The sequence below is a fragment of the Aliiroseovarius sp. S1339 genome (assembly GCF_023195695.1).
GTDB lineage: Bacteria > Pseudomonadota > Alphaproteobacteria > Rhodobacterales > Rhodobacteraceae > Aliiroseovarius.
The window spans coordinates 204,308-227,223 of the sequence record NZ_JALPQG010000005.1 but is presented as its reverse complement, the minus strand read 5'-3'; the positions used below and the strand labels follow the sequence as shown (position 1 = coordinate 227,223).

At 57.3% G+C, this 22,916-nt stretch carries 19 protein-coding genes; 16 read left to right on the top strand and 3 right to left on the bottom strand.

The features are described from left to right. The first annotated feature begins 1 nt into the window (after position 1). The 8 genes from MUY35_RS09550 to MUY35_RS09515 all read left to right on the top strand — a co-directional run bounded on the left by MUY35_RS09550 (position 2) and on the right by MUY35_RS09515 (position 10,117). Positions 2 to 1,012 carry a flagellin gene (locus tag MUY35_RS09550; protein WP_248366828.1) on the top strand — a complete coding sequence of 337 codons (1,011 nt, stop codon included), beginning with the start codon at positions 2 to 4 and terminating at the stop codon, positions 1,010 to 1,012. Further along, positions 1,009 to 2,112: a flagellar basal body P-ring protein FlgI gene (locus MUY35_RS09545; protein ID WP_248366826.1), complete on the top strand. Its 1,104-nt coding sequence runs from the start codon at positions 1,009 to 1,011 to the stop codon at positions 2,110 to 2,112. Before MUY35_RS09550 ends, MUY35_RS09545 begins: the two co-directional genes overlap by 4 nt. A 204-nt stretch (positions 2,113 to 2,316) precedes the next feature. Further along, the gene (locus MUY35_RS09540; protein ID WP_248366823.1) at positions 2,317 to 3,111 is read left to right on the top strand and encodes a DeoR/GlpR family DNA-binding transcription regulator; all 795 of its coding nucleotides are present in this window, start codon (positions 2,317 to 2,319) and stop codon (positions 3,109 to 3,111) included. Next, positions 3,111 to 3,884, top strand: a complete 774-nt coding sequence (locus tag MUY35_RS09535; RefSeq protein ID WP_248366820.1) for an inositol monophosphatase family protein — start codon at positions 3,111 to 3,113, stop codon at positions 3,882 to 3,884. Before MUY35_RS09540 ends, MUY35_RS09535 begins: the two co-directional genes overlap by 1 nt. A 1-nt stretch (position 3,885) precedes the next feature. Next, positions 3,886 to 5,565 (top strand): Na/Pi cotransporter family protein, encoded by a 1,680-nt coding sequence (locus MUY35_RS09530; protein WP_248366817.1) that lies wholly within the window; start codon positions 3,886 to 3,888, stop codon positions 5,563 to 5,565. A gap of 263 nt (positions 5,566 to 5,828) precedes the next feature. Further along, positions 5,829 to 6,851, top strand: coding sequence for a putative 2-aminoethylphosphonate ABC transporter substrate-binding protein (locus MUY35_RS09525; RefSeq protein WP_248366814.1), 1,023 nt, complete (start codon positions 5,829 to 5,831; stop codon positions 6,849 to 6,851). A 135-nt stretch (positions 6,852 to 6,986) separates the two neighbouring features. Then, positions 6,987 to 8,099, top strand: a complete 1,113-nt coding sequence (locus tag MUY35_RS09520) for a putative 2-aminoethylphosphonate ABC transporter ATP-binding protein (RefSeq protein ID WP_248366811.1) — start codon at positions 6,987 to 6,989, stop codon at positions 8,097 to 8,099. Then, positions 8,099 to 10,117 (top strand): putative 2-aminoethylphosphonate ABC transporter permease subunit, encoded by a 2,019-nt coding sequence (locus MUY35_RS09515; protein WP_248366808.1) that lies wholly within the window; start codon positions 8,099 to 8,101, stop codon positions 10,115 to 10,117. Before MUY35_RS09520 ends, MUY35_RS09515 begins: the two co-directional genes overlap by 1 nt. 33 nt (positions 10,118 to 10,150) lie before the next feature. Here MUY35_RS09515 and MUY35_RS09510 read toward each other — a convergent pair whose 3' ends face one another. Next, a complete protein-coding gene (locus MUY35_RS09510) occupies positions 10,151 to 11,041 on the bottom strand; it encodes a LysR substrate-binding domain-containing protein (protein WP_248366803.1) in 891 nt (296 codons plus the stop codon). A gap of 118 nt (positions 11,042 to 11,159) precedes the next feature. Here MUY35_RS09510 and MUY35_RS09505 point away from each other — a divergent pair, with 118 nt between their 5' ends. The 5 genes from MUY35_RS09505 to MUY35_RS09485 all read left to right on the top strand — a co-directional run bounded on the left by MUY35_RS09505 (position 11,160) and on the right by MUY35_RS09485 (position 17,341). Next, positions 11,160 to 12,347 (top strand): 2-aminoethylphosphonate--pyruvate transaminase, encoded by a 1,188-nt coding sequence (locus tag MUY35_RS09505; RefSeq protein ID WP_248366800.1) that lies wholly within the window; start codon positions 11,160 to 11,162, stop codon positions 12,345 to 12,347. Positions 12,348 to 12,365: 18 nt separating this feature from the next. Beyond that, positions 12,366 to 13,610 (top strand): phosphonoacetate hydrolase, encoded by a 1,245-nt coding sequence (phnA, locus tag MUY35_RS09500; protein WP_248366796.1) that lies wholly within the window; start codon positions 12,366 to 12,368, stop codon positions 13,608 to 13,610. A gap of 16 nt (positions 13,611 to 13,626) precedes the next feature. After that, positions 13,627 to 15,075 carry a phosphonoacetaldehyde dehydrogenase gene (phnY, locus tag MUY35_RS09495; RefSeq protein WP_248366792.1) on the top strand — a complete coding sequence of 483 codons (1,449 nt, stop codon included), beginning with the start codon at positions 13,627 to 13,629 and terminating at the stop codon, positions 15,073 to 15,075. Between the two features lie 74 nt (positions 15,076 to 15,149). Then, positions 15,150 to 16,505 (top strand): aspartate aminotransferase family protein, encoded by a 1,356-nt coding sequence (locus MUY35_RS09490; RefSeq protein ID WP_248366788.1) that lies wholly within the window; start codon positions 15,150 to 15,152, stop codon positions 16,503 to 16,505. Beyond that, positions 16,502 to 17,341 (top strand): DMT family transporter, encoded by an 840-nt coding sequence (locus MUY35_RS09485; protein ID WP_248366785.1) that lies wholly within the window; start codon positions 16,502 to 16,504, stop codon positions 17,339 to 17,341. Before MUY35_RS09490 ends, MUY35_RS09485 begins: the two co-directional genes overlap by 4 nt. 8 nt (positions 17,342 to 17,349) lie before the next feature. On the opposite strand, the gene MUY35_RS09480 is transcribed toward MUY35_RS09485, so the two are convergent. After that, entirely contained in the window at positions 17,350 to 18,363 is a 1,014-nt protein-coding gene (locus tag MUY35_RS09480) for a C-terminal binding protein (protein ID WP_248366782.1), read from the bottom strand. A 161-nt stretch (positions 18,364 to 18,524) separates the two neighbouring features. Here MUY35_RS09480 and MUY35_RS09475 point away from each other — a divergent pair, with 161 nt between their 5' ends. Continuing rightward, on the top strand, positions 18,525 to 18,758 hold the full coding sequence (locus MUY35_RS09475; protein WP_248366766.1) for a hexameric tyrosine-coordinated heme protein: 234 nt from the start codon (positions 18,525 to 18,527) through the stop codon (positions 18,756 to 18,758). 152 nt (positions 18,759 to 18,910) lie between these two features. Here MUY35_RS09475 and MUY35_RS09470 read toward each other — a convergent pair whose 3' ends face one another. Next, positions 18,911 to 19,339 (bottom strand): GNAT family N-acetyltransferase, encoded by a 429-nt coding sequence (locus MUY35_RS09470; RefSeq protein ID WP_248366764.1) that lies wholly within the window; start codon positions 19,337 to 19,339, stop codon positions 18,911 to 18,913. Between the two features lie 288 nt (positions 19,340 to 19,627). Here MUY35_RS09470 and MUY35_RS09465 point away from each other — a divergent pair, with 288 nt between their 5' ends. Beyond that, positions 19,628 to 22,291 carry a hypothetical protein gene (locus MUY35_RS09465; RefSeq protein WP_248366762.1) on the top strand — a complete coding sequence of 888 codons (2,664 nt, stop codon included), beginning with the start codon at positions 19,628 to 19,630 and terminating at the stop codon, positions 22,289 to 22,291. Next, positions 22,281 to 22,871 (top strand): hypothetical protein, encoded by a 591-nt coding sequence (locus MUY35_RS09460; protein WP_248366760.1) that lies wholly within the window; start codon positions 22,281 to 22,283, stop codon positions 22,869 to 22,871. Before MUY35_RS09465 ends, MUY35_RS09460 begins: the two co-directional genes overlap by 11 nt. The last annotated feature ends 45 nt before the right edge of the window (positions 22,872 to 22,916 follow it).

The following is a 22,916-nucleotide window of genomic DNA, read 5'->3' as shown; positions in this document are numbered from 1 at the left end:
CATGTCATTTGCGACCTACGGTGACCTCGCCAGCACGTTTCAAACGCGCCACCTGTCCGCACGGCTCAAACACGACATGACGCGCTTGGGGCTGGAGCTTTCGACCGGGCGCAAAGCGGATGTAGCGACCCATGTGGCGGGTGACTTTGGCCCAGTCGCCGGGATCGAACATAGCCTCAAACTGTTGGTCGCACACGCCGAAAGCACGGCTGAAGCAGCAATTTTGGTCAGCGGCAGCCAAACCGTTCTGGGCAATATCCAAGAGCAAGCGCAAGCGCTATCCGGCGGTTTGTTAAGCGCGATCAGCTCGCAAAATGTAGGGTTGATCCAATCAACAGCCGTTGACGCGCGGGAAAAATTCTCTTCTGTTATTTCCAGTCTAAACACCAACCTTGGTGATCGAACGCTTTTTGCCGGGGCGGCGACGGATGGCCCGGCCTTGGCCGATGCAAATTCAATCATGTCCGACCTGATGGCCGCGATTTCCGCAGAGACCACGGCCGCAGGCGTGTCCTCTCAGATCGACGATTGGTTCAAGGCTTCGGGCGGTGGGTTTGAAACAACGGGATATTTGGGCGCGAGCGAAGAACTGGGTCCATTCCGGTTGCGCGACGGCGAAACGGCATTGCAACCGATCAAAGCAAGTGACTCAGAAATCCGTGACCTGTTAAGCGCGCTGGCCAAGTCCGCCGTCATCGCCGAAGGGGCCCTGGCGGGGAACGCGCCCGCCCAAAAACAGTTAGTGACGCAATCGTCGAATGAATTGCGCGCGGCTGACGATCAACTGACTTTGCTGCGTGCCCGGGTGGGTGGCATTGAGGCGCGGATCGAGACGGCCTCGGTCAGAAACGCGGCGGAAAAATCGGCGCTGGAACTGTCATACAACCAACTAACGGCGGCGGACCCATATGAAACAGCGACCGCGTTGCAATCGCTCTATGGTCAGATGGAAAGCCTTTACACGGTGACCGCGAGGCTATCAAACTTGAATTTCACGGATTATATGCGATGACCCGACTTCTAGTTTTCATGCTCGCACTATTGCTTTCGCCACCTGCAGCGCATGCCAATTCGGTGCGTATCAAGGACCTTGTCGAATTTGATGGCGTGCGGGGAAATGATCTGGTGGGCTATGGTCTGGTGGTTGGCCTGAACGGCACTGGGGATGGGATCCGAAATGCGCCGTTCACCGAAGATATTATGTCGAATATTCTAGAGCGGCTTGGCGTGAACATCACGGGCGAACAGTTTCGCCCGAAAAATGTCGCGGCTGTTTTCGTGACGTCTGCGTTACCACCGTTTGCTCGCGCCGGATCCCGGATTGACGTGACGGTTTCGGCCATCGGCGATGCCAAAAGCCTGCTTGGGGGAACGCTGATCATGACACCGCTCAACGCGGCGGACGGTGAAATTTATGCTGTCGGCCAAGGCACGGTCATCGCGGGCGGTGCCTCGGCAGAGGGCGATGGGGGCAATGTTACGAAGGGCGTGCCGACAAGCGGCGTCATACCAAATGGCGCGCGGGTCGAGCGTGAGATCGATTTTGACTTCACCAAACTGAAATCAATCCGATTGGCGTTGCGAACGCCAGATTTTACGACCGCCGAACGCATTGAGCGTGCAATCAACGGCAAATATGGCCGTTTGGTTTCACGAATGCTGGATAGCGGCACGGTCGTCGTCGATATCAGCGCGACGCAGGCGATTTCACCAGCACATGCCATCGGCGCAATAGAAAATCTGGGAGTGGAGCCGGAGCGCAAAGCCAAAGTTGTCGTTGACCAGCGATCAGGGACCATCGTGATGGGGTCGGATGTACGGATCAGCCGTGTGGCAGTTTCGCAGGGTAATCTGACGCTCAGGATACAAGAAGACCCGATTGTCGTGCAGCCGAACCCCTTTTCTAACGGCGAGCCGATTCTGATCCCGCGGACTACCGCGTCGATTGAAGAAGAGCCGGGTATCGGTTTGGCAGAAGTCGACGGCGGCACCTCGCTATCCGATGTTATTGCTGGCCTGAACGCGCTGGGCGTCGCGCCGCGAGACATGATCGACATTTTGAAAAGCATCAAAGCGGCGGGCGCACTTCATGCAGATTTCGTGGTGCGTTAAGTCGCCAAGTCGTGTGACGGAACAGTAATCCAACGGTGTTCGCGGGTATCGTAAACGCACTGCGCCTTCGTGGGCGTTATGGTGCAGATTGTCAGTTTGAACTTGTAATCTGCCTAAATTCGGTCAAAAATCCACAAATCTGTGTGTAAATGTGGTATTAGCCACACTTAAACAGGCCATAACTGTGTGGTTTTGGAGCGTGCTGTGGCAGAAGACACCAAACATTCTTACCGCGAGCTGGAATTGCTGGATGCAATCCGCAGGGTTGGGGGGTTTGCCAAAAATTCTGATCTTGCTGGCGCGCTAAGCGTCTCGGAAGAAACGGTGCGCCGAACCATCAAAGCGCTTTCCAAATCCGGTGCTGTCGCGCGGGTTCACGGTGGTGCTTACCTTGTTGGCACGCAAAGCGATCCCAGTTTTTTCAAGCGGATTGAACAACATGCCCGCGAAAAGCGTGCAGTGGCCAAGACCTTGTTGCACAATGTCGATGACGGAATGACCCTGTTTCTGGACGTGGGCAGCACCACCGCATTTGTGGCCGAAGAACTGCGTGCCCGCGGCAAGCTATCGGTCACAACCAATTCGGTGCAGGTCGCGCAGACATTGGTGGGGCATAATGGAAATCGCGTCTATCTGCTGGGCGGCGAAATGCACGCCGACGAACTTGGCGCGTTTGGCCATGTCGCCGAACAACAGGCGCGGAACTTTTGTTATGATCTGGCTGTACTAAGCGCCGATGCGCTGCACCCCAAATATGGCTTCCTTTACCTGAACAGAGCCGAAGCAGATTTGGCGTCGGTGGTGATTGACTGTTCGGAGACGGCCGTTGTGGCAATGACCCATCACAAGTTTGGCACGAAGGCGCCTCATCAAAGCTTCTTGCCCGAAAAGATAGATCGAATGGTTGTGGACCAGATGCCGGACAACACACTCGCGCGCCAAATGGAGCTATGGGGCGTTGCCATAACGGCTGTACAAGAAGAGGTCTTGGAATGCTGATGGGCAACGATACAATGATGGCCCATGCTGAACAGATCGCCAATCTGGCCGGTCAGGCTGCGCTGGGCTATTTCCGTAACCTGCTGGAGGTTGAGCTGAAGGACGATGAAAGCCCCGTCACTCAGGCGGATCGTGGTGTCGAGTTGCAGGTGCGTGCCTATCTGAAAAGCCATTTTCCGCAAGACGGCATACTGGGCGAGGAATTTGGTCAATCAGATCTTTCCCGCGACCATGTGTGGAGCATCGATCCAATTGATGGCACCCGGTCCTTCCTATCAGGTCACCCACTGTTCGGATTTCTATTGGCGCGACTTCACAAGGGCACGCCCAATATCGGTGTTATTGGCATGCCAGCATTGAACGAGACGGTGATTGGCGAGCGGGGCGGTGATGCGACGCTGAACGGAGAGAAGATCAGCGTCTCGTCACAAACCGCGCTGGATCACGCCATTCTTTTTGTGAATGAAGGCGAAAAGATTTTCATGCGATACCCCGAGGTCTTCAGTCGCCTTATGTCGGCAGGGCAGACGCGGCGGTTTGGATATGATTGTTACCCGCACGCGCTGGTCGCCATGGGACATGTCGATGCGGTTGTGGATGACGATCTGCAACCCTACGACTATCTGCCATTGGTGCCGATAATCGAGGCCGCAGGGGGCATCATCACCGACTGGAACGGTTGCGCATTGACACTGGCTTCGGGCACGTCGGGTGTCGTGACTGCGGCGACGGCAGAATTGCACGCCGACCTTTTGAACGTGGTAGGTTCCTAGCATGGCAATTATCAGTTTCTTTATCAGCCTTGCTGGTGCGACCATGCTGTTATTGTTTGCCGTGCGGATGGTCCGCACCGGGATCGAGCGCAGCTTTGGCGCATCGTTCCAGCGGGTGTTAACCGGCAGCCACAGCCTAATTGGTGCAAGTGCGACCGGCGTCTCGCTTGCGATTGTTTTGCAAAGCTCGGCGGCGGTGGCGATCTTGACGGCCGGATTTGCAGCCAGCGGCTATCTGGCGTTTCCGACAGGTTTGGCAATCGTTTTGGGGGGCGATCTGGGATCAGCGCTGATCATTCAGGTTCTGTCATTCAAATTGGATTGGCTGGTGCCGTTGCTGCTGGCGGTTGGCGGCTGGCTGTTTGTGAAAGTTGAAGACAAACGAGGTCGCCAATTAGGACGCATCCTGATGGGCGTGGCCTTCATCCTCATCTCGCTTCAGTTTTTGCGAGAGGCCGTTGCCCCAATCCGCGACAGCTCGTTTCTGCCTGCGGTAGCGGACTATCTGGCCCGCGACTTCCTGACGGCCTTCATTGTTGGTGCCGCCTTGGCATTCGTGATGCATTCCAGTGTTGCGGCCATTTTGATGTGCGTGACGTTGGTTCAGATCGGCGCGATACCGTTCGCAGCCGCGCTGTCTTTGTTGCTTGGCGCAAACCTCGGAAGCGCCTTCATTCCGATCTGGCTAACCCGGGGGATGTCAACGGTGGCGCGGCGCATACCCTTTGCAAACCTGATGTTACGCGGCAGCTGGTCATTGATTGCATTGTTGGTCATCAATCTTTTGGCCGACCCAGAACACTTGCTTTTGGTCAGCCCCGGTCAATCGCTGATCTACGCGCATATTGGGTTCAACCTGTCCCTTCTGTTATTGGCATTGCCATTTTGCAGTCTGCTGGAGCGGCCGATTTCGGTCATGTTCCCGAGTGATACGAGCGGACAACTGGTTGGTGGTGACGTGCCAGGCAGTGCGCTGGACCCCGCAGCGCTTGATACGCCGCAGCAGGCGATTGCCAGCCTGAAACGCGAGCTCTTGCGCATGATTGGGCTGGTAGAACATATGTTTCGGACCCTGCCACGAATTTACGAGGCGACAGATAATTCTGTTTTGCGGGCGACGCGTGCGCAGGATGATAATGTGAATGATGCACTGTCGGGTATCCGGTCCTATGTCGCCAGCATGCCGCAGGATGCCTATCCCAAAGCGGACACCAAAGTCGTTCGGGGTTTGATGGAATATGCCATTCGCCTGGAAGCTGCAGGGGATGTCATCGCAATCAAACTCACGTCGGTTGCGAAGGAAAAACTGGATGGTCGCCTGCGGTTCTCGGAAGAAGGCTGGGCCGAACTTGTGCGGATGTACGAAGCCGTCTGCGCAAATTTTCATCTGGCCAGCAATGTGTTGGTGTCTGACGATCTGGAAAGCGCGCGTTTGCTGGTGGTCGAGAAAGCTGACTTTAAACGGGCGGAACGCAAAAGTCGCAAATACCATCTTGCCCGCCTGCAAGACGGTCGCGCCGAAAGCTTTGAAACCAGCGACATCCACCTTGAGACATTGCGCGCCCTGCGGGACATTAACAATCATATCGCCGCGATTGCCTATCCGATCTTGTATCGCAACGGGCAACTGTTAGAGACGCGCCTGATCGAAGACCTGGACCCTGAAGAGGTGTCCAACTGACGCGCGAACTATGGGAAGGCATCAAGGTGTCGCAAAACGTTGATCAAGTTCGGCCAAGATCTGCGTTGCAAAAAAAAACGAACACGCGCGGGCGTATCACGCGCAGGTCTTGAATGGTGATGTCAGTATAAGGTGAGCCGATCAAATAGTAGGTATAATCGATTTTTCTTGTCGTGAGAACCTGCCAAACTGGCTCGAAACAGATGGTGTGGAAGATGATCGATCCCGCCAGCAACAACAAAAGATCAACAGAGGAGATGACTATGAAACACACAGCGAAAAGGTTAACGACCTTTTTGGCGGGCGTCGCATTTGCCACCGCTGCCTTCGCCGAAACTGAACTGACCGTCTACACAGCGGTCGAAGCCGAGGATTTGGCCCGTTACGCCGAAACGTTTAACCAAAGCCACCCGGACATCAAGATCAACTGGGTGCGCGATTCTACCGGGATCATCACCGCAAAGCTGCTTGCCGAACGCGACAACCCACAGGCAGATGTTGTCTGGGGGCTGGCGGCAACGTCGCTTTTGCTTCTGAAATCCGAAGGCATGTTGGAACCATACGCGCCAGCAGGGGTCGAAAACCTTGATCCGAAATTTGTGGATGGCGACACCCCACCGGCATGGGTTGGGATGGACGCTTGGGTCGCGGCGGTCTGCTACAACACTGTCGAGGCTGAGAAAGCCGGGCTGACGCCGCCCACGTCGTGGAAGGACCTGACTGATCCGATGTATGCGGGTCACCTTATCATGCCGAACCCAAATTCGTCCGGCACTGGGTTCCTTGACGTTTCCAGCTGGCTGCAACTGTTCGGTGAAGAAGGCGGATGGGAATATATGGACGCGCTGCACGAAAACATAGCGCGCTATACGCATTCCGGCTCGAAACCCTGCAAGCTGGCTGCTTCAGGCGAAATTCCGATCGGTATCTCGTTTGCATTCCGTGGGGCCAAGTCAAAAGCTGCGGGCGCTCCGTTGGAAATCATCGTGCCGTCTGAAGGCGTCGGTTGGGATATGGAAGCCACGGCTATCGTCGCGGGCACGGCCAATCTGGAAGCGGCGCAAACTCTGGTCGACTTCACAGTCACCAAAGAAGCCAACGTGATGTATAACACCGGCTATGCTGTCGTCGCCTATCCGGGCGTTGCGCAACCGGTCGAACACTTCCCCGAAGGTCTTCTGGATGCAATGATCGACAATGACTTCGAATTTGCTGCAAACAACCGGGCTGCGATCCTTAAGGAATGGCAGGGCCGCTATGACGGCAAGTCTGAACCCAAGTCCTGATCGTTTTGAGCGGGGGACAGGATTTGCCCCCCGCTCACTCCGATGCGTTCCCTTCTTTGAAACAAACAGAACAGACCCGGCATACGCCGGTCGGCACACCTGTACGTGAAAACCGTTGAGGTAAGGATCCACTCCGTGACACAACACCACGCTTCTGATGAAACGTATCTGAGCATTGACAACCTGTGGAAAGCCTTTGGTTCCTTTCTGGCACTGAAAGACATCACACTGGCGGTCAAGAATGGCGAATTTGTTTGCTTCCTCGGGCCTTCCGGCTGCGGCAAGACCACATTGCTGCGCGCGATTGCCGGGTTGGATTTGCAAACCAAAGGCACTGTGATGCAGGGCGGAAAGGATGTGTCGAACCTGCCGCCGTCCGAGCGCGATTTCGGTATTGTCTTCCAGTCGTATGCGTTGTTTCCCAACCTGACGATCGAAAAAAACATCGCCTTTGGTCTGGAAAACACCGGTCGCGGCAAAGCCGAGATTACCGCCCGCGTCGCCGAGTTACTTGATCTGGTCGGTCTGCCGGAACAAGGAAAGAAATACCCGGCACAGCTTTCTGGTGGTCAACAACAGCGCATTGCTTTGGCGCGCGCGATTGCAACCAACCCTGGCCTATTGCTGCTGGATGAGCCGCTGTCCGCACTGGATGCCAAGGTGCGCGTTCACCTGCGCCACGAGATCAAGGAGCTTCAACGCAAGCTGGGCGTGACCACCGTCATGGTGACGCACGATCAGGAAGAGGCGTTGGCGATGGCCGACCGGATCGTGGTCATGAACCATGGCGTGATCGAACAAGTCGGATCCCCTACCGAGATCTACCGCGAACCCGCCAACTTGTTCGTTGCCGACTTCATCGGCGAAATGAACCAAATCACCTCGATGGTGACCAAGGGCGGGCGGCTCAGCGTCGGGGAAAAGACCTTTGCCTGCCACGAGCACAGCTTCAGCGACGGCACCCCCGTCGTTGCCGCGATCCGCCCCGAAGACATCATACCGCATGAAGAAGGCTATGACGCTGATGATCCCAACCGCAATTGCATCGACGTGCTGTTGCATGAAATGGAATTCCTTGGGTCGTTCTGGCGGTGCCGTTTGCGCAACGAACGGTTCGGCGCCTCAGAACTGATTGCCGATTTTTCGATCAATGCCGTGCGACGCCTCCGGCTTGGTGAAGGCCGGCAGATGGTTATTGAACTTCCGACAGATCGCCTGATGGCGTTTGACCGCCCGGAGGCAAGCTGATGGCCGGAATTTCAGACGCAACACAGATGCCCGCTGGGCCGGTCGTCAAAGGCAAGTTGAGCCGCGACGACATCCTAATGCGTGGCGGCATGATGGTGATCGCGCTTTACCTTATTATCACGCTTGCTTTGCCGCTCTACGCGATGCTGTCCAAGTCCTTTTCGACCTATCGCGTCGAGCTTTCGCAATACGAGTTTCAGATCAGCGACGATGCGGGTGTCTTTGATGGGACCATTCTGAACGCAGAGGTGTTGAACCAGCAAACCGGCGCGATTGACCCGGCCGAACTGAACACCGGGTCCGATGGTCGCTTGCCCGTCACCGGATTGTTTCCCGATTTCAGCTTTCGCAGCCCGGTCATGTATCAGGTCCGCAATACAAGCGACGAGGGTCGTTTTCTTGTCGGATCGACCCTGCAGGATGGAACCGATTGGGTAACGCTTGACAGCAACACCTTCCGCCGCGTGCAGTTGCGACCTGTGAAAGCGACCGGGTTTGACAACTTTATCAACTACTTCTCGACGCCCGCGCTGTTCAACTCGATCAAGAACTCTCTGTGGATTGCGGTGGTCAGCACGATCGTGACCGTGACCTTGGCGTTTTGGTTCGCCTATGCACTGAACCGCAGTTGTATGCGCTACAAGGGTGTGTTTCGGCTGATCGCCATGGCCCCGATCCTTGTGCCGTCGCTGTTGCCCGGCATCGCGCTGGTCTATCTGTTTGGCAATCAAGGTATCGCGAAAGAGCTTTTGTTTGGGGCCAGCATTTATGGCCCGATTGGGATCGTGATCGGATCCATATTCTTTACGTTCCCACATGCGTTCATGATCATCTCGACCGCGCTGGCGATCTCGGACGCGCGCCTTTATGAAGCTGCCGCCAGTTTGCGGGCCACGCGCTGGCGCACGTTTTGGACGGTGACCATTCCGGGCGCGCGCTATGGCCTGATCTCGGCGGCGTTTGTGGTGTTCAACCTTGTGATCACCGACTTCGGACTGCCAAAGGTGATCGGCGGTCAGTTCAATGTACTGGCGGTGGACATCTACAAACAGGTGATCGGCCAACAGAATTTCGAGATGGGCGCAGTGGTGTCCGTGGTGCTCGTCATCCCGGCCATCTTTGCGTTCGCCATCGACCGATTGGTGCAGTCGAAGCAGGTGGCATTGCTGTCGGCGCGGTCTGTCCCTTATCAGCCGCAACCCAACCAGCGCACGGACTTGATATCGTTCATCTATTGCGCGTTCGTTGGCCTGTTCATCGTGGGTATTCTGGCGATCTGCCAATACGCCGCCCTGATCAAATTCTGGCCCTATGATCTTAGCCTGAGCCTCAACAACTATCAGTTCGACAAGATGGATGGCGGCGGCTGGGCGTCTTACTACAATTCGATCAAACTGGGCCTGTTCACGGCCGTATTCGGCACTGCGATCGTGTTTTTCGGAGCCTATCTGGTCGAGAAAACCAACGGGTTCAGAACTGGCCGCGCGCTCTTTCAGATGTTCGCCATGTTGCCGATGGCCATTCCGGGGATGGTGCTGGGCTTGGCTTACATCTTCTTCTTCAACAGTCCGTCCAACCCGCTGAATGCGATCTACGGCACGATGGCGATCCTTGTGATCTGTTCGGTGACGCACTTTTATACGGTGTCGCACCTGACGGCCGTCACGGCATTGAAGCAGATGGACCGCGAGTTTGAATCGGTCTCCGCGTCGCTGAAGCAGCCCACGATGAAGCTGTTCAGCCGGGTCACTGTGCCAGTCTGCTTGCCGTCGGTTTTGGACATCTCGATCTATCTGTTCGTCAATGCGATGACGACGGTGTCTGCGGTGGTGTTTTTGTATTCGCCCAAGACCTCGTTGGCCTCCATCGCGGTGCTGAACATGGATGATGCGGGCGACATTGCCCCGGCTGCTGCGATGGGTATGATGATCTTCTATACCAACGCGGTTGCGCGGATCATTCACCTGCTGGTTTCAAAAGGTGTGCTTGTCAGAACGCAGGCGTGGCGAACGCGTTGATCGGCGATTGGTAAAATGAGTGGCAGCGCCAGCTTAGTTGGCGGCGCTGTTGTTCTTCTCCCGCTGTGCGGTGCGCGCGAAGTCCATGAAGGCGCGGATTACTTTGATGTCGCGCCTCTGCCTTAGATGGACCAGAGTCTCGCTCATCTCGATGTCCGCGTCGGTCAGTTGAATCTGGGTCAGCCGGTCATCATGGCCGTATTCAGCCTGCGAAACAAAGCCGATTCCTGCGCCTGACGCGACAACTTCGCGCACAGCTTCACGCCCCTCGGCGACGATGGCTGGATCCAGCGTCAAGCCCTGCTTCTTTGCCGTCTCTTCAAGCTTCTGGCGGGTTTTCGACCCCTGTTCGCGAAAGATCAGGGGCAGCTTCGACAGATCTTGCAAGCTTAGTTTGGGCTTCGATGCCAGGGACGATCCGCGCGCCGCGAATGCTGTGATCTTGGTGCTGCCAAGGTTCAGAGCTTCCATATCGCTACCGGGTGAAAGGCTACCGACGATACCGATTTCTGCGTTATAGGCCCGCAGTTCTTCTAGAATTTCTTCGGTGTTGCCGGTGCGCAGCGTGACCGAGATATTGGGATAGCGCTTGCGAAAACTGCCTAGGAAGAAGGTGATGTGATGGGCGCTGTCGGCAACGATGCGCAGTTCGCCATCCACAGCGGCACTGGTCGAGGACATGTATTCTTCGATCTGCTGCTCAATCTCAAAATACTGCTTGGTGAACAGAAACAACTGCGCGCCCTCCTCGGTCAGCCGGACGCGTTTTCGTTCGCGGTGGAACAGCAGCGTGTCGTGATCCTGTTCAAGCTTTTTGACTTGTTCCGAGATCGCAGGTTGCGTCAGCAACAGCGCTTCGGCAGCGCGTGAAAAGCCACCCAGAAGGGCAACATAATGGAAGGCTTTTAGCTGGCTGTGGCGCATGAAATTCCTGCATTTTTAGACATAAGAAAAACCTATGCTTTGATTGTTAATTGCAATTTCACATATGGATAAAGTTACTGCAATGCTGTTCTTGAGTTCCCCCTTTCGGAGATAGATCATGACGGCCTCTGACATCGAAATCGAACCGCCGCGTCTGGGCGAACCCTATCTTCTGACACCCGGCCCGCTGACCACGTCTTATGCCGTCAAGGAGGCGATGTTGCGCGACTGGGGAAGCTGGGACGATGACTTCCGCGCCATGACCAGCGATATGCGCGCGCGCCTGCTGGCGTTGCTGGGCGAAGGCTCTGATGAGTTCGATTGCGTGCCGATGCAGGGCAGCGGATCGTTCTCGGTCGAGGCCATGTTGGCGTCCTTCATTCCGCGTGACGGTAAGGCGCTGGTGCTGGCAAACGGCGCCTATGGGATGCGATCTGCGCAGACGCTGGAGTATCTTGGGCGCGAGCATATCGTGCTGAACAAGGGTGACTATCTTCCGCCGCGCGGTGATGAGGTCGCGCAGATCCTGGCCGATGACCCCGCGATCACCCATGTCGTCGCCATTCACTGCGAAACCAGTTCTGGTATTCTGAACCCAGTCGAGGAAATCTCGGAAGCAACATACGCTGCCGGACGGAAGCTGCTGGTCGACTCGATGTCCGCCTTTGGGGCGATCGAATTGAAGGTCGCGGATATCCGATACGAGGCGATGGTGTCCTCTGCCAACAAATGCATCGAAGGTGTGCCGGGCTTTGGCTTCATCATTGCCCGTAAATCCGAGCTGGAGTCCGCCAAAGGTAATAGCCATTCGCTGAGCCTGGATGTCCACGCGCAATGGGCGCATATGAACAAGACCGGACAATGGCGGTTCACTCCGCCCACCCATGTCGTTGCAGCATTTCTTGAAGCTCTGCGCGGCCACGAGGCCGAGGGCGGCGTTGCCGGTCGTGGCGGGCGTTACACGCGCAACCGCGACGTGATGGTCGACGGCATGCGCGAACTTGGGTTCGAAACCCTGCTGAAAGATCGCTGGCTGTCGCCCATCATCGTGACCTTCTTCTGCCCGGCGGATGAAAACTTCGTCTTTGACCACTTCTATGAGCTTATGAAAGACAAGGGGTTCATCATCTATCCGGGCAAACTAACGGTTGTCGACAGTTTCCGCGTCGGCTGCATCGGTCAGATGGATGGAAACGTCATGCGGCAGGTTGTAACTGCCGCGAAGGAATCGTTGGACGAGATGGGCGTAGAAAGCGCGGCACCTCCTGCAATTGCACTTGAAGAACGCGCCAAGCTGGCTGCCTGAATACGAAGGAAAGACTTAATGACCATTCAATCCCCCGTCGTTGCAAACGGGCGTGCCTATCCTGCTCCGAAAACCTGTGCGATTGCGATTTGCCTTGATGGCTGCGAACCGGAATATCTGGACAAGGCGATTGCCGATGGCTTGATGCCGACCCTGAAACGTATGCGCGAAACCGGCACCGACCGGCTGGCGCATTCGGTCATTCCGTCCTTCACCAATCCCAACAACTTGTCTATTGCCACCGGGCGTCCGCCGGTCGTGCACGGGATTTGCGGCAACTATCTTTACGAGCCGGAAACCGGCGAAGAGGTGATGATGAACGACGTGCGCTTCTTGCGCGCGCCGACGATCTTTTCGCAGTTCTACGAGGCGGGCGCACGGGTTGCGATTGTGACGGCGAAGGACAAACTACGCGCTTTGCTGGGAGCTGGTCTGAAGTTCGACGAGGATCGCGCGAAATGCTTCTCGGCCGAGAAGTCTGACACCTCCACCCAAGCCGAACATGGTCAGGACGCGGCCAGCACATGGCTGGGTATGGCGCAGCCAGAGGTCTATTCAGCCGAGCTTTCCGAGTTTGTGTTTGCCGCCGGCGTGAAGCTTCTGCGCGAATGGAAGCCGGACGTGATGTATCTGACCACCACGGATTATGTGCAACACAAATATGCCCCCGATCAGGCCGAGGCCAAGGCGTTTTACGAGATGTTCGACAAATACCTAACCGAACTTGACGCGATGGGTGCGGCCATCGTCGTGACCGCTGATCATGGCATGAAACCCAAGCACCACGCCGATGGTTCGCCCTCGGTCGTGTATGTGCAGGACCTGCTGGATGGTTGGCTGGGTGAAGCCGCCGCGCGTCTGATCCTGCCGATCACCGACCCCTATGTTGTGCACCACGGCGCGCTTGGCTCTTTTGCCACCGCCTATCTGCCTGATGGCGCGGACCATGATGACATCATGGCCAAGCTGCGCGCAACCAACGGGATCACCGATGTGCTGACCAAGGCCGAAGCGGTTGCGCGCTTTGAACTGCCCGGCGACCGGATTGGCGACGTGGTATTGGTGTCAGGTGAAAACATCTGCATTGGCACGTCTGAGCACCGCCACGATCTGGCGGCGTTGAACGAACCCTTGCGCAGCCATGGCGGGCTGACCGAGCAAGAAGTGCCCTTTATCTGCAACCGCGTTCTGCCCCTGCCGGAACGCCCGGTGCTGCGGAATTTCGACGCGTTTTTCTATGCCACCGAAGCCGCGGCGCTTTGATATGAAGGATAACGTGATGAGCGAAGACGATATTCGACACGAAGGGATGCGCATCGGGGGCGAGATCGTGTTCACCGACGATGTCGTCCCGGTGAAGTATCCATACACCGATGAAGTGATTGGTACGGTTGCAGCAGGCCAAGCCGAACACGCGCGCAAAGCATTCGAGATTGCCGCGAACTACAAATCGAAATTGTCACGCTATGAACGGTCGCAAATCCTGCAGCGGGCAGGCGAATTGATCGGCGAGCGGCGTGAATTTCTGGCCAAATGGCTGACGTTGGAGCTTGGCATCTGCCACCAGCACGCCATTTACGAGACCAAGCGCGCGCAGGATGTGTATCAATTTGCCGCCCAGCAGGCGATGAATGATGACGGCGAGATTTTCTCGTGCGACCTGACCCATAACGGCAAAGAACGCAAGATTTTCACCAAGCGCGAACCGGTGAAAGCGATCAGCGCGATCACACCGTTCAACCATCCGCTGAACATGGTCAGCCACAAGATTGCCCCGTCGATTGCGACCAACAACTGCATGGTGTGCAAGCCGACCGAACTGACGCCCCTGACCGCGATTGCGCTGGCCGATATCCTCTATGAGGCGGGACTGCCGCCCGAGATGTTTCAGGTTGTCACTGGCTGGCCGCAGGACATCGGGGAAGAGATGATCGTCAATGAAAATATCGACATCATTACCTTCACGGGTGGTGTGCCGGTGGGCAAGATGATCGCCGAAAAGGCGGCCTACAAACGGCAGGCGCTGGAGCTTGGCGGCAACGATCCGTTGATCGTCTGCAACGATCTGAACGACGCCGATCTGGACAAGGCTGCGACCATCGCGGTGGCGGGGGCCACAGGAAATTCCGGGCAACGCTGCACAGCCATCAAACGTATTCTTGTGCAGGAAAGCGTCGCCGACAGGTTTGTTCCGCTGGTGCTGGCTAAGGCCAAGGCAATCAAGTTCGGCGATCCACAAGACCCCAAAACGGAACTGGGCTGCGTGATCCATGCGCAGGCCGCAGAGCTTTTCGAAAAACGTGTGTTCATGGCCGAGAAAGACGGCGCGAAAATTCTGTATCACCCCGGACGCGACGGCGCGCTTCTGCCACCCATCGTGGTGGACCACGTGCCCCATGACAGCGAATTGGTGATGGAGGAAACCTTCGGCCCAATCATCCCGATCGTGCGTGTGCCTGACAATGATGACGAGGTTATGGCGATCTCGAACTCGACCCAATTCGGGCTGTCATCGGGTGTTTGCACCAACGATCTGCACCGCGCGATTGCCTATATCAACGGTTTGGATGTCGGCACTTGCAACATCTGGGAACAGCCCGGCTACCGTATCGAAATGTCGCCTTTTGGCGGGATCAAGGACAGTGGCAACGCCGTCAAGGAAGGCGTGATCGAGGCGATGAAGTTCTTTACCAACGTGAAAACCTATTCGCTGCCCTGGCCAAACTAGGGGTCGCGGCTCATATTTCCTCCCTGACTGTGAGGCTCAGATATCTGAGCCTCACCTTTTTCAATTGAGGCACCATGACCAAGAAAATCGTTCACACCGAAGGCGAATCCAACACGTCAGACGCCCGGCAGTCTTGGTTGAAGAAATCCATCGGCCCGAACTCTGCTCCGCTTCTAAAACGCGACGCCAAGGCGTTCATGCACCAAAGCCTCTCCAGCCCGTGTGTCAGCACCATTGCCAAGGCGGACGGTATCTGGATCGAGGATGCAGATGGTCGCAAGTTCATGGATTTTCATGGAAATTCTGTGCATCACATCGGTTACGGTCACCCCAAGCTGATTGCTGCGATCAAGGCGCAACTGGATGATCTGCCCTTTGCCCCGCGCCGCTTCACCAACGATCCGGCGGTCGAATTGGCTGAAAAGCTGGCCGCGATTGCGCCCGGCGATCTGGGCAAGGTTCTGTTCACCACCGGCGGTTCAGACGCCAATGAGGTGGCGTTGAAAATCGCCCGCGCAGCGACGGGGCGGTTCAAGACCATCTCGTTCTGGGATGCGTTTCATGGGGCAGGTATGGGGGCTGCCAGCGTGGGGGGCGAGGCGACGTTCCGCAGCCACATCGCGGGGCCGCTTCTGTCGGGCACCGAGCACGTCGCACCCTTCGCCTGCTACCGCTGCCCATACAATCACGAAAGCCCTGACACCTGCGGATTGGCCTGCGCCAAGATGGTCGAGTATGTGTTGGAACGCGAAGGCGATGTGGCGGCGGTGATCGCTGAACCCATGCGTGCGGTGCCGTATGTTCCGCCCCCCGGTTTCTGGAAATCTGTGCGCGAGGCGTGCAACCGCCACGGCGCGCTGCTGATCATGGATGAAATCCCGACCGGGCTGGGCAAGACGGGCAAAATGTTCGCGTTTGAACATGACGAGATCATCCCCGACATCGTCACCATGGGCAAAGCGCTGGGTGGTGGCATTCTTCCGATTGCCGCTTGCGTGGCTCGCAAAGAATTGGATGTATGCGGAGACTTTGCCATCGGGCATTACACGCACGAGAAGAACCCGGTTACATCCCGCGCCGCCCTGACCACCATCGAGATCATTGAGGAAGAAGGATTGGTCGCCCGATCCGCCGAGCTTGGCACCCACGCGATGCAAGTGCTCCGGGATCGTTTGCAAGATGTCCCGATTGTCGGGGACATTCGCGGTCGCGGCCTGATGTTCGGCGTTGAAATCGTCGAGGATCGGACCTTGAAAACCCCCGGCAACGCGCGGGCTGAACGGATCTATTACACCTGTCTCGAAGCGGGTCTGAGCTTTAAGATCAGTCAAGGCTGCGTGTTGACCCTGTCGCCGCCCCTGACCATCGCGCGTGACGATTTGGACCGCGCGCTGGATATCGTGGTGACGGCCATCAAAGACGCGGCATGACCGCTCAGGTCGCCTTGATTGTCCTCTCGGCGGCCTTCCTGCATGCGCTGTGGAATGCGCTGGTGAAAGGGGCAGGGGACAGGGTGATCATGTTGGGCATGATTGCCTTGGGGCATGTGGCATTTGCCTTGACCTTCATCGGGTTCGTGCCCTTCCCGGACCCGTCGGCATGGCCGTTTATGGTCGCGTCCATCGTGATCCACTGGCTGTATTTCTACTTCCTGAACGTCGCCTATCGTCTGGGTGATCTGAGTTTCATCTATCCCGTGGCGCGCGGCTTTGCCCCGGTTCTTGTCGCCTTGGGCGCGCAGTTCTGGGTGGGCGAAACGCTTCCGCTTCAAGCATGGATTGGCATCTTCAGCGTCTCGGCGGGGATCATATTTCTGGCCCAAGGCGCGTTTGGTAGTGCCATGTCCAGAAATGCGCTTCTGGCCGCCTTGGCGATTGGCGGCACGGTTGTGGCCTACACACTGGTCGACGGGTTCGGAGTGCGAACCTCCGGCCACGCGCTGGGCTATATCGGCTGGCTGTTCCTGTCGAAAATCCTGATCGTCCTGTTCCTGTTTCCAAGCCGGATGGACCGGCTGCGCACACAACCGCCCAGAACTTTGCTGATCGGGTTCATGGGGGGCGTCGTGTCTGGCACAGCCTATGCGCTGGTGCTTTATGCCAAGACCATCGCGCCGCTGGGCATCGTGTCCGCGCTGCGCGAAACGTCGGTGATCTTTGCCGCCCTGATCGGGGTGCTCTGGTTCGGCGAAGGGCCGAGGGCACGGCGGCTTTTGTCGGCTGCGGCTGTCGGGGCTGGGATCATCTGCATCGGGCTGGTGCGGTAGCCCGCGCCCTAATCGGCAAAAACCACGCCCTTGGTTTGAGCGCGCAGACGGGGGTCGTGGGATTTGATCAGCACATCGCGCCCTTCCAATACCTCAAGACAGCGGGCGAGTGTTTCTTCCTCCAACCGCTGCATCGCGTCCTCGGTATAGAAGGTCAGATGCGGTGACAGGATCACGTTCGGGTGGTCAAACAACTCACTCATGGGATGGCCTGATCTGGCCAGGGGTTCTTGGCTGAACACGTCCAGCCCCGCCCCTGCGATCCAGCGCTCGCGGATCGCTTGGACAAGAGCAGCCTCGTCCACAATCGCGCCACGCGACACGTTGATCAGGAAGGCCGAGGGCTTCATCATGCAAAGCTCTGCCTCACCGATCATACCGCGGGTATCGTCGTTCAAAACCGCATGGATGGTCACGAAATCGCTCTGCGCCAACAGGTCATGCAGGTTGTCGATCTTTGTCACACCCAGTTCGGCCATGTCCTCAGCCGAGGTATGTGGGCTGTAGGCAATAACATTCGCGCGGAACCCAAGCCCGGCCATGCGCGCCATGCTGCGCCCGATCTTGCCCAACCCGACAACGCCGACCGTCTTGCCCGCGATGTCAGAGCCTAACCAAATGGGTTCCGGCCACGCCCATCCCTTGGCGGTCATATGCGTGTTCAGCGCGCACAGTTTCTTGGCCAGCGCGATCAATAGGGCAAAGGCGCCTTCCGCCACAGTGTCTTCTGCGTATTCAGGAATATTGACGACAGGCACGCGGTGTTCAATTGCTGCAGGTATGTCGATCGCGTCGATCCCCACGCCATATTTGACGATGCCCTTCAGTGATTTTGCATTCTCGATCACCCGCCGGGTGATCGGCGTGTAACACATCAAGATCAGGTCGGTGTCGCGGGTCGCTTCTAAAAGCGCGTCTTCCGTGACGCCATCCGGCAAGAGCACCAGATCATACCCAGCGGCCACAAGCGCGGCATCCAGTTTTGGTGTCTGAAGCTCGCTGTCCGTGCGCGCGATTTTCATGGGGCATCCCTGCTGTGTTGTTCTTGTTGAAAAGGCTACTGGCTGCCTTGTCGAGGCGCCAATGAAAACAAGCCTGTTTCAACGGATAAGGAGAGGTGTTGCTTTGTCGGCGCGGTGGCCACAGACTGCCAACGAACGATGCCAACCTGAAAGGATCTATCATGTCTTCTTGGCTTCCATCCCTGATCACCGAAACCCCGGAACAAGGCTATGAACTGGCGGTCAAACTGTCGCGCGTTGCAGTCAAGATGACCCAACCAGACGCTGAAGCCCGCGAACGGATGCGCCCGGAATACGCCGAAAGTTCGGATGCGCTGATCGCTGTCAGCCAAGTTGTTGCCACCCATTTTGCAACCATTGCTGCGGCCAATGGGTATTGGCGGGACGCGAGCTAACTCCACCGCGATAGGAAAAGGTGCCCAGACTGCTTAGGGGGTTTAAACCACCGATCCTTGCTGAATTGGCATGAAGCAATTGTATGCGAGAAAGAGGGCTTTCGGATGGTTTGGATCGACAGATGTTTGCCATTTTGGCCCGGCTAAGTAATTTATTTGACGCCATCCCAATCATAGACGACGACCCCACTGGTCTCGCGCGCATTGAGCCGTTTATATAGTGCTCGTGCTTCGATGTTATCGGCCTCGGTCGCAAGCCAAATACTCTGGCACCCGCTATCACGGGCTGTTTTCAGCAAGAGTTCACAAAGCGACGTTGCAATACCACGCCGCCGCATATTCTCGCTGACGCCCACTTCATTGATGAAAAACGCAGGCTGTTTGTCGGGGTGAAGCAAAACAGTGCCCGACGCGAACCCAACGGTTCTGGCACCAATCGTCGCGAACACCATCTGGTGTCCGGGGGCAGCCAAAAATGCAGCAAGCTGCTTCGGATCGACACTGCTGTCGAAAACGTCGCTTCCCGCAAGCAAATGCGCGTTATGGGGTCCAAGTAAGTGGACGGATATCTCGTCGCTCATAGCGGGGAAGATAGTTTCGGAATTGCAGTCCATCAAGGACCGCTAAGTTCGCACCATATGACTTCACCGTGTGACTTCGTCTGCAGCACAGCGAGTGACAGCTAACCCGAACCGGCCACTGATGACTAACACGGCCATTTCGAAGGTAAGCCTGATGTGACGGATGTCGCTACGGGCATGAAGCGGGGTGATGCAACTCCGGACGCGGTGGGACAAGTGTGGTTTTTTATGTTATGTTTACTACCATAGATTTTATTTTTTATGCGCGACGCGCTGAGGCGATTTGATATGCGTGCATTTTCGGCTCTGTTTTTGGCATTTTGCCTGGTGGTTTTGCCGGTTGGGTTTGCTCAGCCGCAAACGTCAACCAGTGCTCCGCGCGGCGTCGAACGGATTCCGGGCTACACTGGCCTTTACGTGGCCGATGCCAACAGGTTTATGGCAGGCGCTTTTCTGGTGATCATGCTGACCCAGCCAAGGGATGTGCGGGCCTTTCTCACCAAGGTTAAAACTTGTGCATCCAACCGCCCGCTGGTCGCGCAGCTCAGGGAAGAACGCCTGCGCACGGCAGTGATCCCGTTTCAGGAGGTCTTTCCGGCGCTAAGAGCGGGCGCGTGTGATATCTTTATCGGAACCGACTTCGATCTCGCCCAACTTGACCGAAGGATCGGTCAAGGTCCCGGTTCGCCAGGTACCACCACGCCCAACCAACCAGATGAGGAAGAACCCGACGGCGATGTCATTGTCGACCGAACGCCCCCGGAAATCGCCCCGCTTCGTCAGGTTTTTGAGGGTCCCGGCCGCACCATAAAAGTGAGCGCAAAGATCACCGACGGCGAAAGCGGCATTCGCACCGCCTTTGTCGTCATGGCGAATGGCGGACGGGTGCAAATGTCGGCATCCCAAGGCGCGTCGACCTATTCCGCGACCGTCAATCTGCCGCGCGATTTCGACAGCCAAATCGCAACAATCGTGGCGACCAACAATGCCAACCTCTCGGCGCGGGCGCGGTTTGAGCTGCGGCTTTTGCCGTGGTGTGGCCCGCGCGAGGCTGTAAGTCAGGCGCTGGTCAAGAACGTACAGGAAAATCTTGCCTGTGTAGGTAATTCGCCGGGCGGAAGCGATGGCGCGCTTGGCCCCAACACCTGTAGGGCGATTGAGGGTTATCTGCGCGACAGGATGCCCAGTTTCAATGAAGGCCGCATCCGCTGGGAAACGCTGCGGGAAGAGCTAAGCCGCGCCTGCCTGGCCGCGCAACCCGTGGTATTGGACGTCCCCGGCCCGATTGAGGTCGACAGCCCGCAAGCAAATGTCCGCATCAGTCTGCGTCAGCCGGGGCTTACAGAAACGATCCGCATCACGGGTCCGGGGGTCGGCACGCTAACGCGACCATGGCTCAGGCAGCCGCTGATCTTTGATCTACCAATGCCACTGCCCGGTCGCGATGCGGTCTATCAGGTGCAGGCGCTTGGGCCAAACGGCAATGCGTTGGACACTGCGACACTGCGGCTGATCCGCCCGCCTGCCGCGATTTTGGTGCGCCCCTCGGGGATCGTCACAACCAATGATGTGCGGACAGATTTCGCCGTCTCGGTCACACGCGGCGCATCAGAGGTTGTTCGTATCGAAGCCCGTCCCGCCAATGCAGATCCAATTGGCCAACAATATTCCGGCGGCTCTACGCTTCTTTCGCTGCGCTCGCCTGACCCCGGCGCATCGCATCGCGTGACCTTTGTCGCGTTGGATCAAAGCGGGAATGTGCTTGCCGAACAGACCGTCACAGTCACCCGCCCGGCCCCCATTGCGCCGCCGCGCCTGACCCTTGAAAGCCCCGCCGGAAACATCGTCGATGCTGCGACCGTGCGCTTGCAGGTTGTCATGGAGGAGCGCGGCGCGGCTGACGAATTGATCCTTCGGGGCGGGCCAGACATGGCAGAACTGGCCCGCGCGCGCGTTGGTGACAGGGTTTGGGAAACAACGCATGAATTGCCGCCGCCGGGTGAAAGCATTGGGTTTCAGGTGCAAGCCGTCGATCGCACCGGCAAAGCTCTTGCCGAGGACGAGGTGCGAATTGAACGCCCGCCTGTCCGCATGCAGGTCCAACCAACGGGATTGTTTGAGGCCAACGAGGATGACATGACGGTCCAGGCAGAGATCACGGCGGGTGCGGATTGGATCGACGCCATCGTCGCCCGATCTGCCGATAATGACCCGAACGCCCCCATTCTTGGTGAGGGTGCTCTGGCGCAAGGGCGGGCCAGCCTACAGCTTGACATGCCAGAGCCGGGTGGCACGCGAACGGTCGAGATTGTGGCGATTGGCCGTGACGGACAGCCTTTCGCCCCTGCGCAAATCACCTTGGTCCGCCCGGCCCCTATCGCGCCCGTCACGCTGCTTGTTACGTCGCCTGACGGCTTCGCCATTGACGCGCAGAGCACGCGATTGTCGGTAGAAGTTGTCAACCCCGCCGCAACGGCTGTGATCGTTGTCTCAGACGCCACAAACGGCCAAGTTTTGGAACGTGTCCGCTATGGTGGTGACGACTGGCTTGGACAGGTGAAAATGCCTGAGCCGGGCTTTGACAGGTTGGTTGTGGTCGAGGCGCAGAACGTCGCGGGCGAAACGCTCGCCCGCTCACAAATCACGCTGCTGCGACCAGCTGCGCCGCGCCCCGAACTCCCGAGTTGGGCTTGGATCGGTGGGCTTATCCTTGCTGCGATCGCCGTCGGCTATCTTGCCGCCCGGATCGGCGGTCGCGCGCAAAAAAACCCTTCTGACCCGACTGTGCCACCACCCCGCCCAAGGATATTTGCCGAACCCGATCACGATCCGAAACTTGAGATCGAACCGACCTCGCCGCCCACGCTTATGCTGCGCATCCAACTGGACGAGGCGCCAGAAATCGAGATTGAGATGGAACCGGAAAAAAAGGAGCATCGCGATGAACAATGAAGCATCCGAAGAGCAAAAGGGACTATCCAGCGAATTGCCCGAAGCGCGCCTGAAAGAGGTCATCGAAGCGGTGGGTCTGGCGATGACAAAAGGCGATGGCGGAGTAAGCCTTAAAGCCATCGACCCGGACGGCTCAACTTTGAAAGTGGCGCTTGAGAAAGCGGTCAATGATGCGCTGGCAATTTCACCGCTGGAAGAGTTGATGAAGGCGTGGAAGGGCCTGCGTCAGGTCGCGGACCTGATTGGTGCCAAAGGGCCTGAGGATAGAAAGCCGCGCCATGTTACCATCGCCAGCCACACGCTTAAGGCCAGTTTCACCCCAAACATCGTGATCGAACTGGGCAAGTTGGTCAAAATCCGCAAACTGCCGGTTCCGGTGGCGTTCAATCTGAAGATTGAGGGGCTGATCATCACGGTTGTCGACCGTCGAATAGTCGCCATCGCAGCAGGGCGTGCCAAGCCCACGGTCACCGTCAAGGTCGAAGGCGTCACGATACTCAAAGAAACGCTGCCCACTATCGACCTGCCGCTCGAGATGAAATCACAGGTCGACGACGAACAGGTCGCTGAGGTGGGTTAGGGTAAAAGGCCATCCCGGCCCAGTAGGTTGGCGACCTGCCTGTCG

Bases quoted from the DNA above. Each gene is read 5' to 3' on its own strand.
- MUY35_RS09465 (WP_248366762.1), top strand. From the start codon at position 19,628: ATGCGTGCATTTTCGGCTCTGTTTTTGGCATTTTGCCTGGTGGTTTTG.
- phnY (WP_248366792.1), top strand. From the start codon at position 13,627: ATGAGCGAAGACGATATTCGACACGAAGGGATGCGCATCGGGGGCGAG.
- MUY35_RS09475 (WP_248366766.1), top strand. From the start codon at position 18,525: ATGTCTTCTTGGCTTCCATCCCTGATCACCGAAACCCCGGAACAAGGC.
- MUY35_RS09490 (WP_248366788.1), top strand. From the start codon at position 15,150: ATGACCAAGAAAATCGTTCACACCGAAGGCGAATCCAACACGTCAGAC.
- MUY35_RS09545 (WP_248366826.1), top strand. From the start codon at position 1,009: ATGACCCGACTTCTAGTTTTCATGCTCGCACTATTGCTTTCGCCACCT.
- MUY35_RS09470 (WP_248366764.1), bottom strand. From the start codon at position 19,339: ATGAGCGACGAGATATCCGTCCACTTACTTGGACCCCATAACGCGCAT.
- MUY35_RS09480 (WP_248366782.1), bottom strand. From the start codon at position 18,363: ATGAAAATCGCGCGCACGGACAGCGAGCTTCAGACACCAAAACTGGAT.
- MUY35_RS09505 (WP_248366800.1), top strand. From the start codon at position 11,160: ATGACGGCCTCTGACATCGAAATCGAACCGCCGCGTCTGGGCGAACCC.
- MUY35_RS09510 (WP_248366803.1), bottom strand. From the start codon at position 11,041: ATGCGCCACAGCCAGCTAAAAGCCTTCCATTATGTTGCCCTTCTGGGT.
- MUY35_RS09525 (WP_248366814.1), top strand. From the start codon at position 5,829: ATGAAACACACAGCGAAAAGGTTAACGACCTTTTTGGCGGGCGTCGCA.
- MUY35_RS09460 (WP_248366760.1), top strand. From the start codon at position 22,281: ATGAACAATGAAGCATCCGAAGAGCAAAAGGGACTATCCAGCGAATTG.
- MUY35_RS09535 (WP_248366820.1), top strand. From the start codon at position 3,111: ATGGGCAACGATACAATGATGGCCCATGCTGAACAGATCGCCAATCTG.
- MUY35_RS09485 (WP_248366785.1), top strand. From the start codon at position 16,502: ATGACCGCTCAGGTCGCCTTGATTGTCCTCTCGGCGGCCTTCCTGCAT.
- MUY35_RS09515 (WP_248366808.1), top strand. From the start codon at position 8,099: ATGGCCGGAATTTCAGACGCAACACAGATGCCCGCTGGGCCGGTCGTC.
- MUY35_RS09550 (WP_248366828.1), top strand. From the start codon at position 2: ATGTCATTTGCGACCTACGGTGACCTCGCCAGCACGTTTCAAACGCGC.
- phnA (WP_248366796.1), top strand. From the start codon at position 12,366: ATGACCATTCAATCCCCCGTCGTTGCAAACGGGCGTGCCTATCCTGCT.
- MUY35_RS09530 (WP_248366817.1), top strand. From the start codon at position 3,886: ATGGCAATTATCAGTTTCTTTATCAGCCTTGCTGGTGCGACCATGCTG.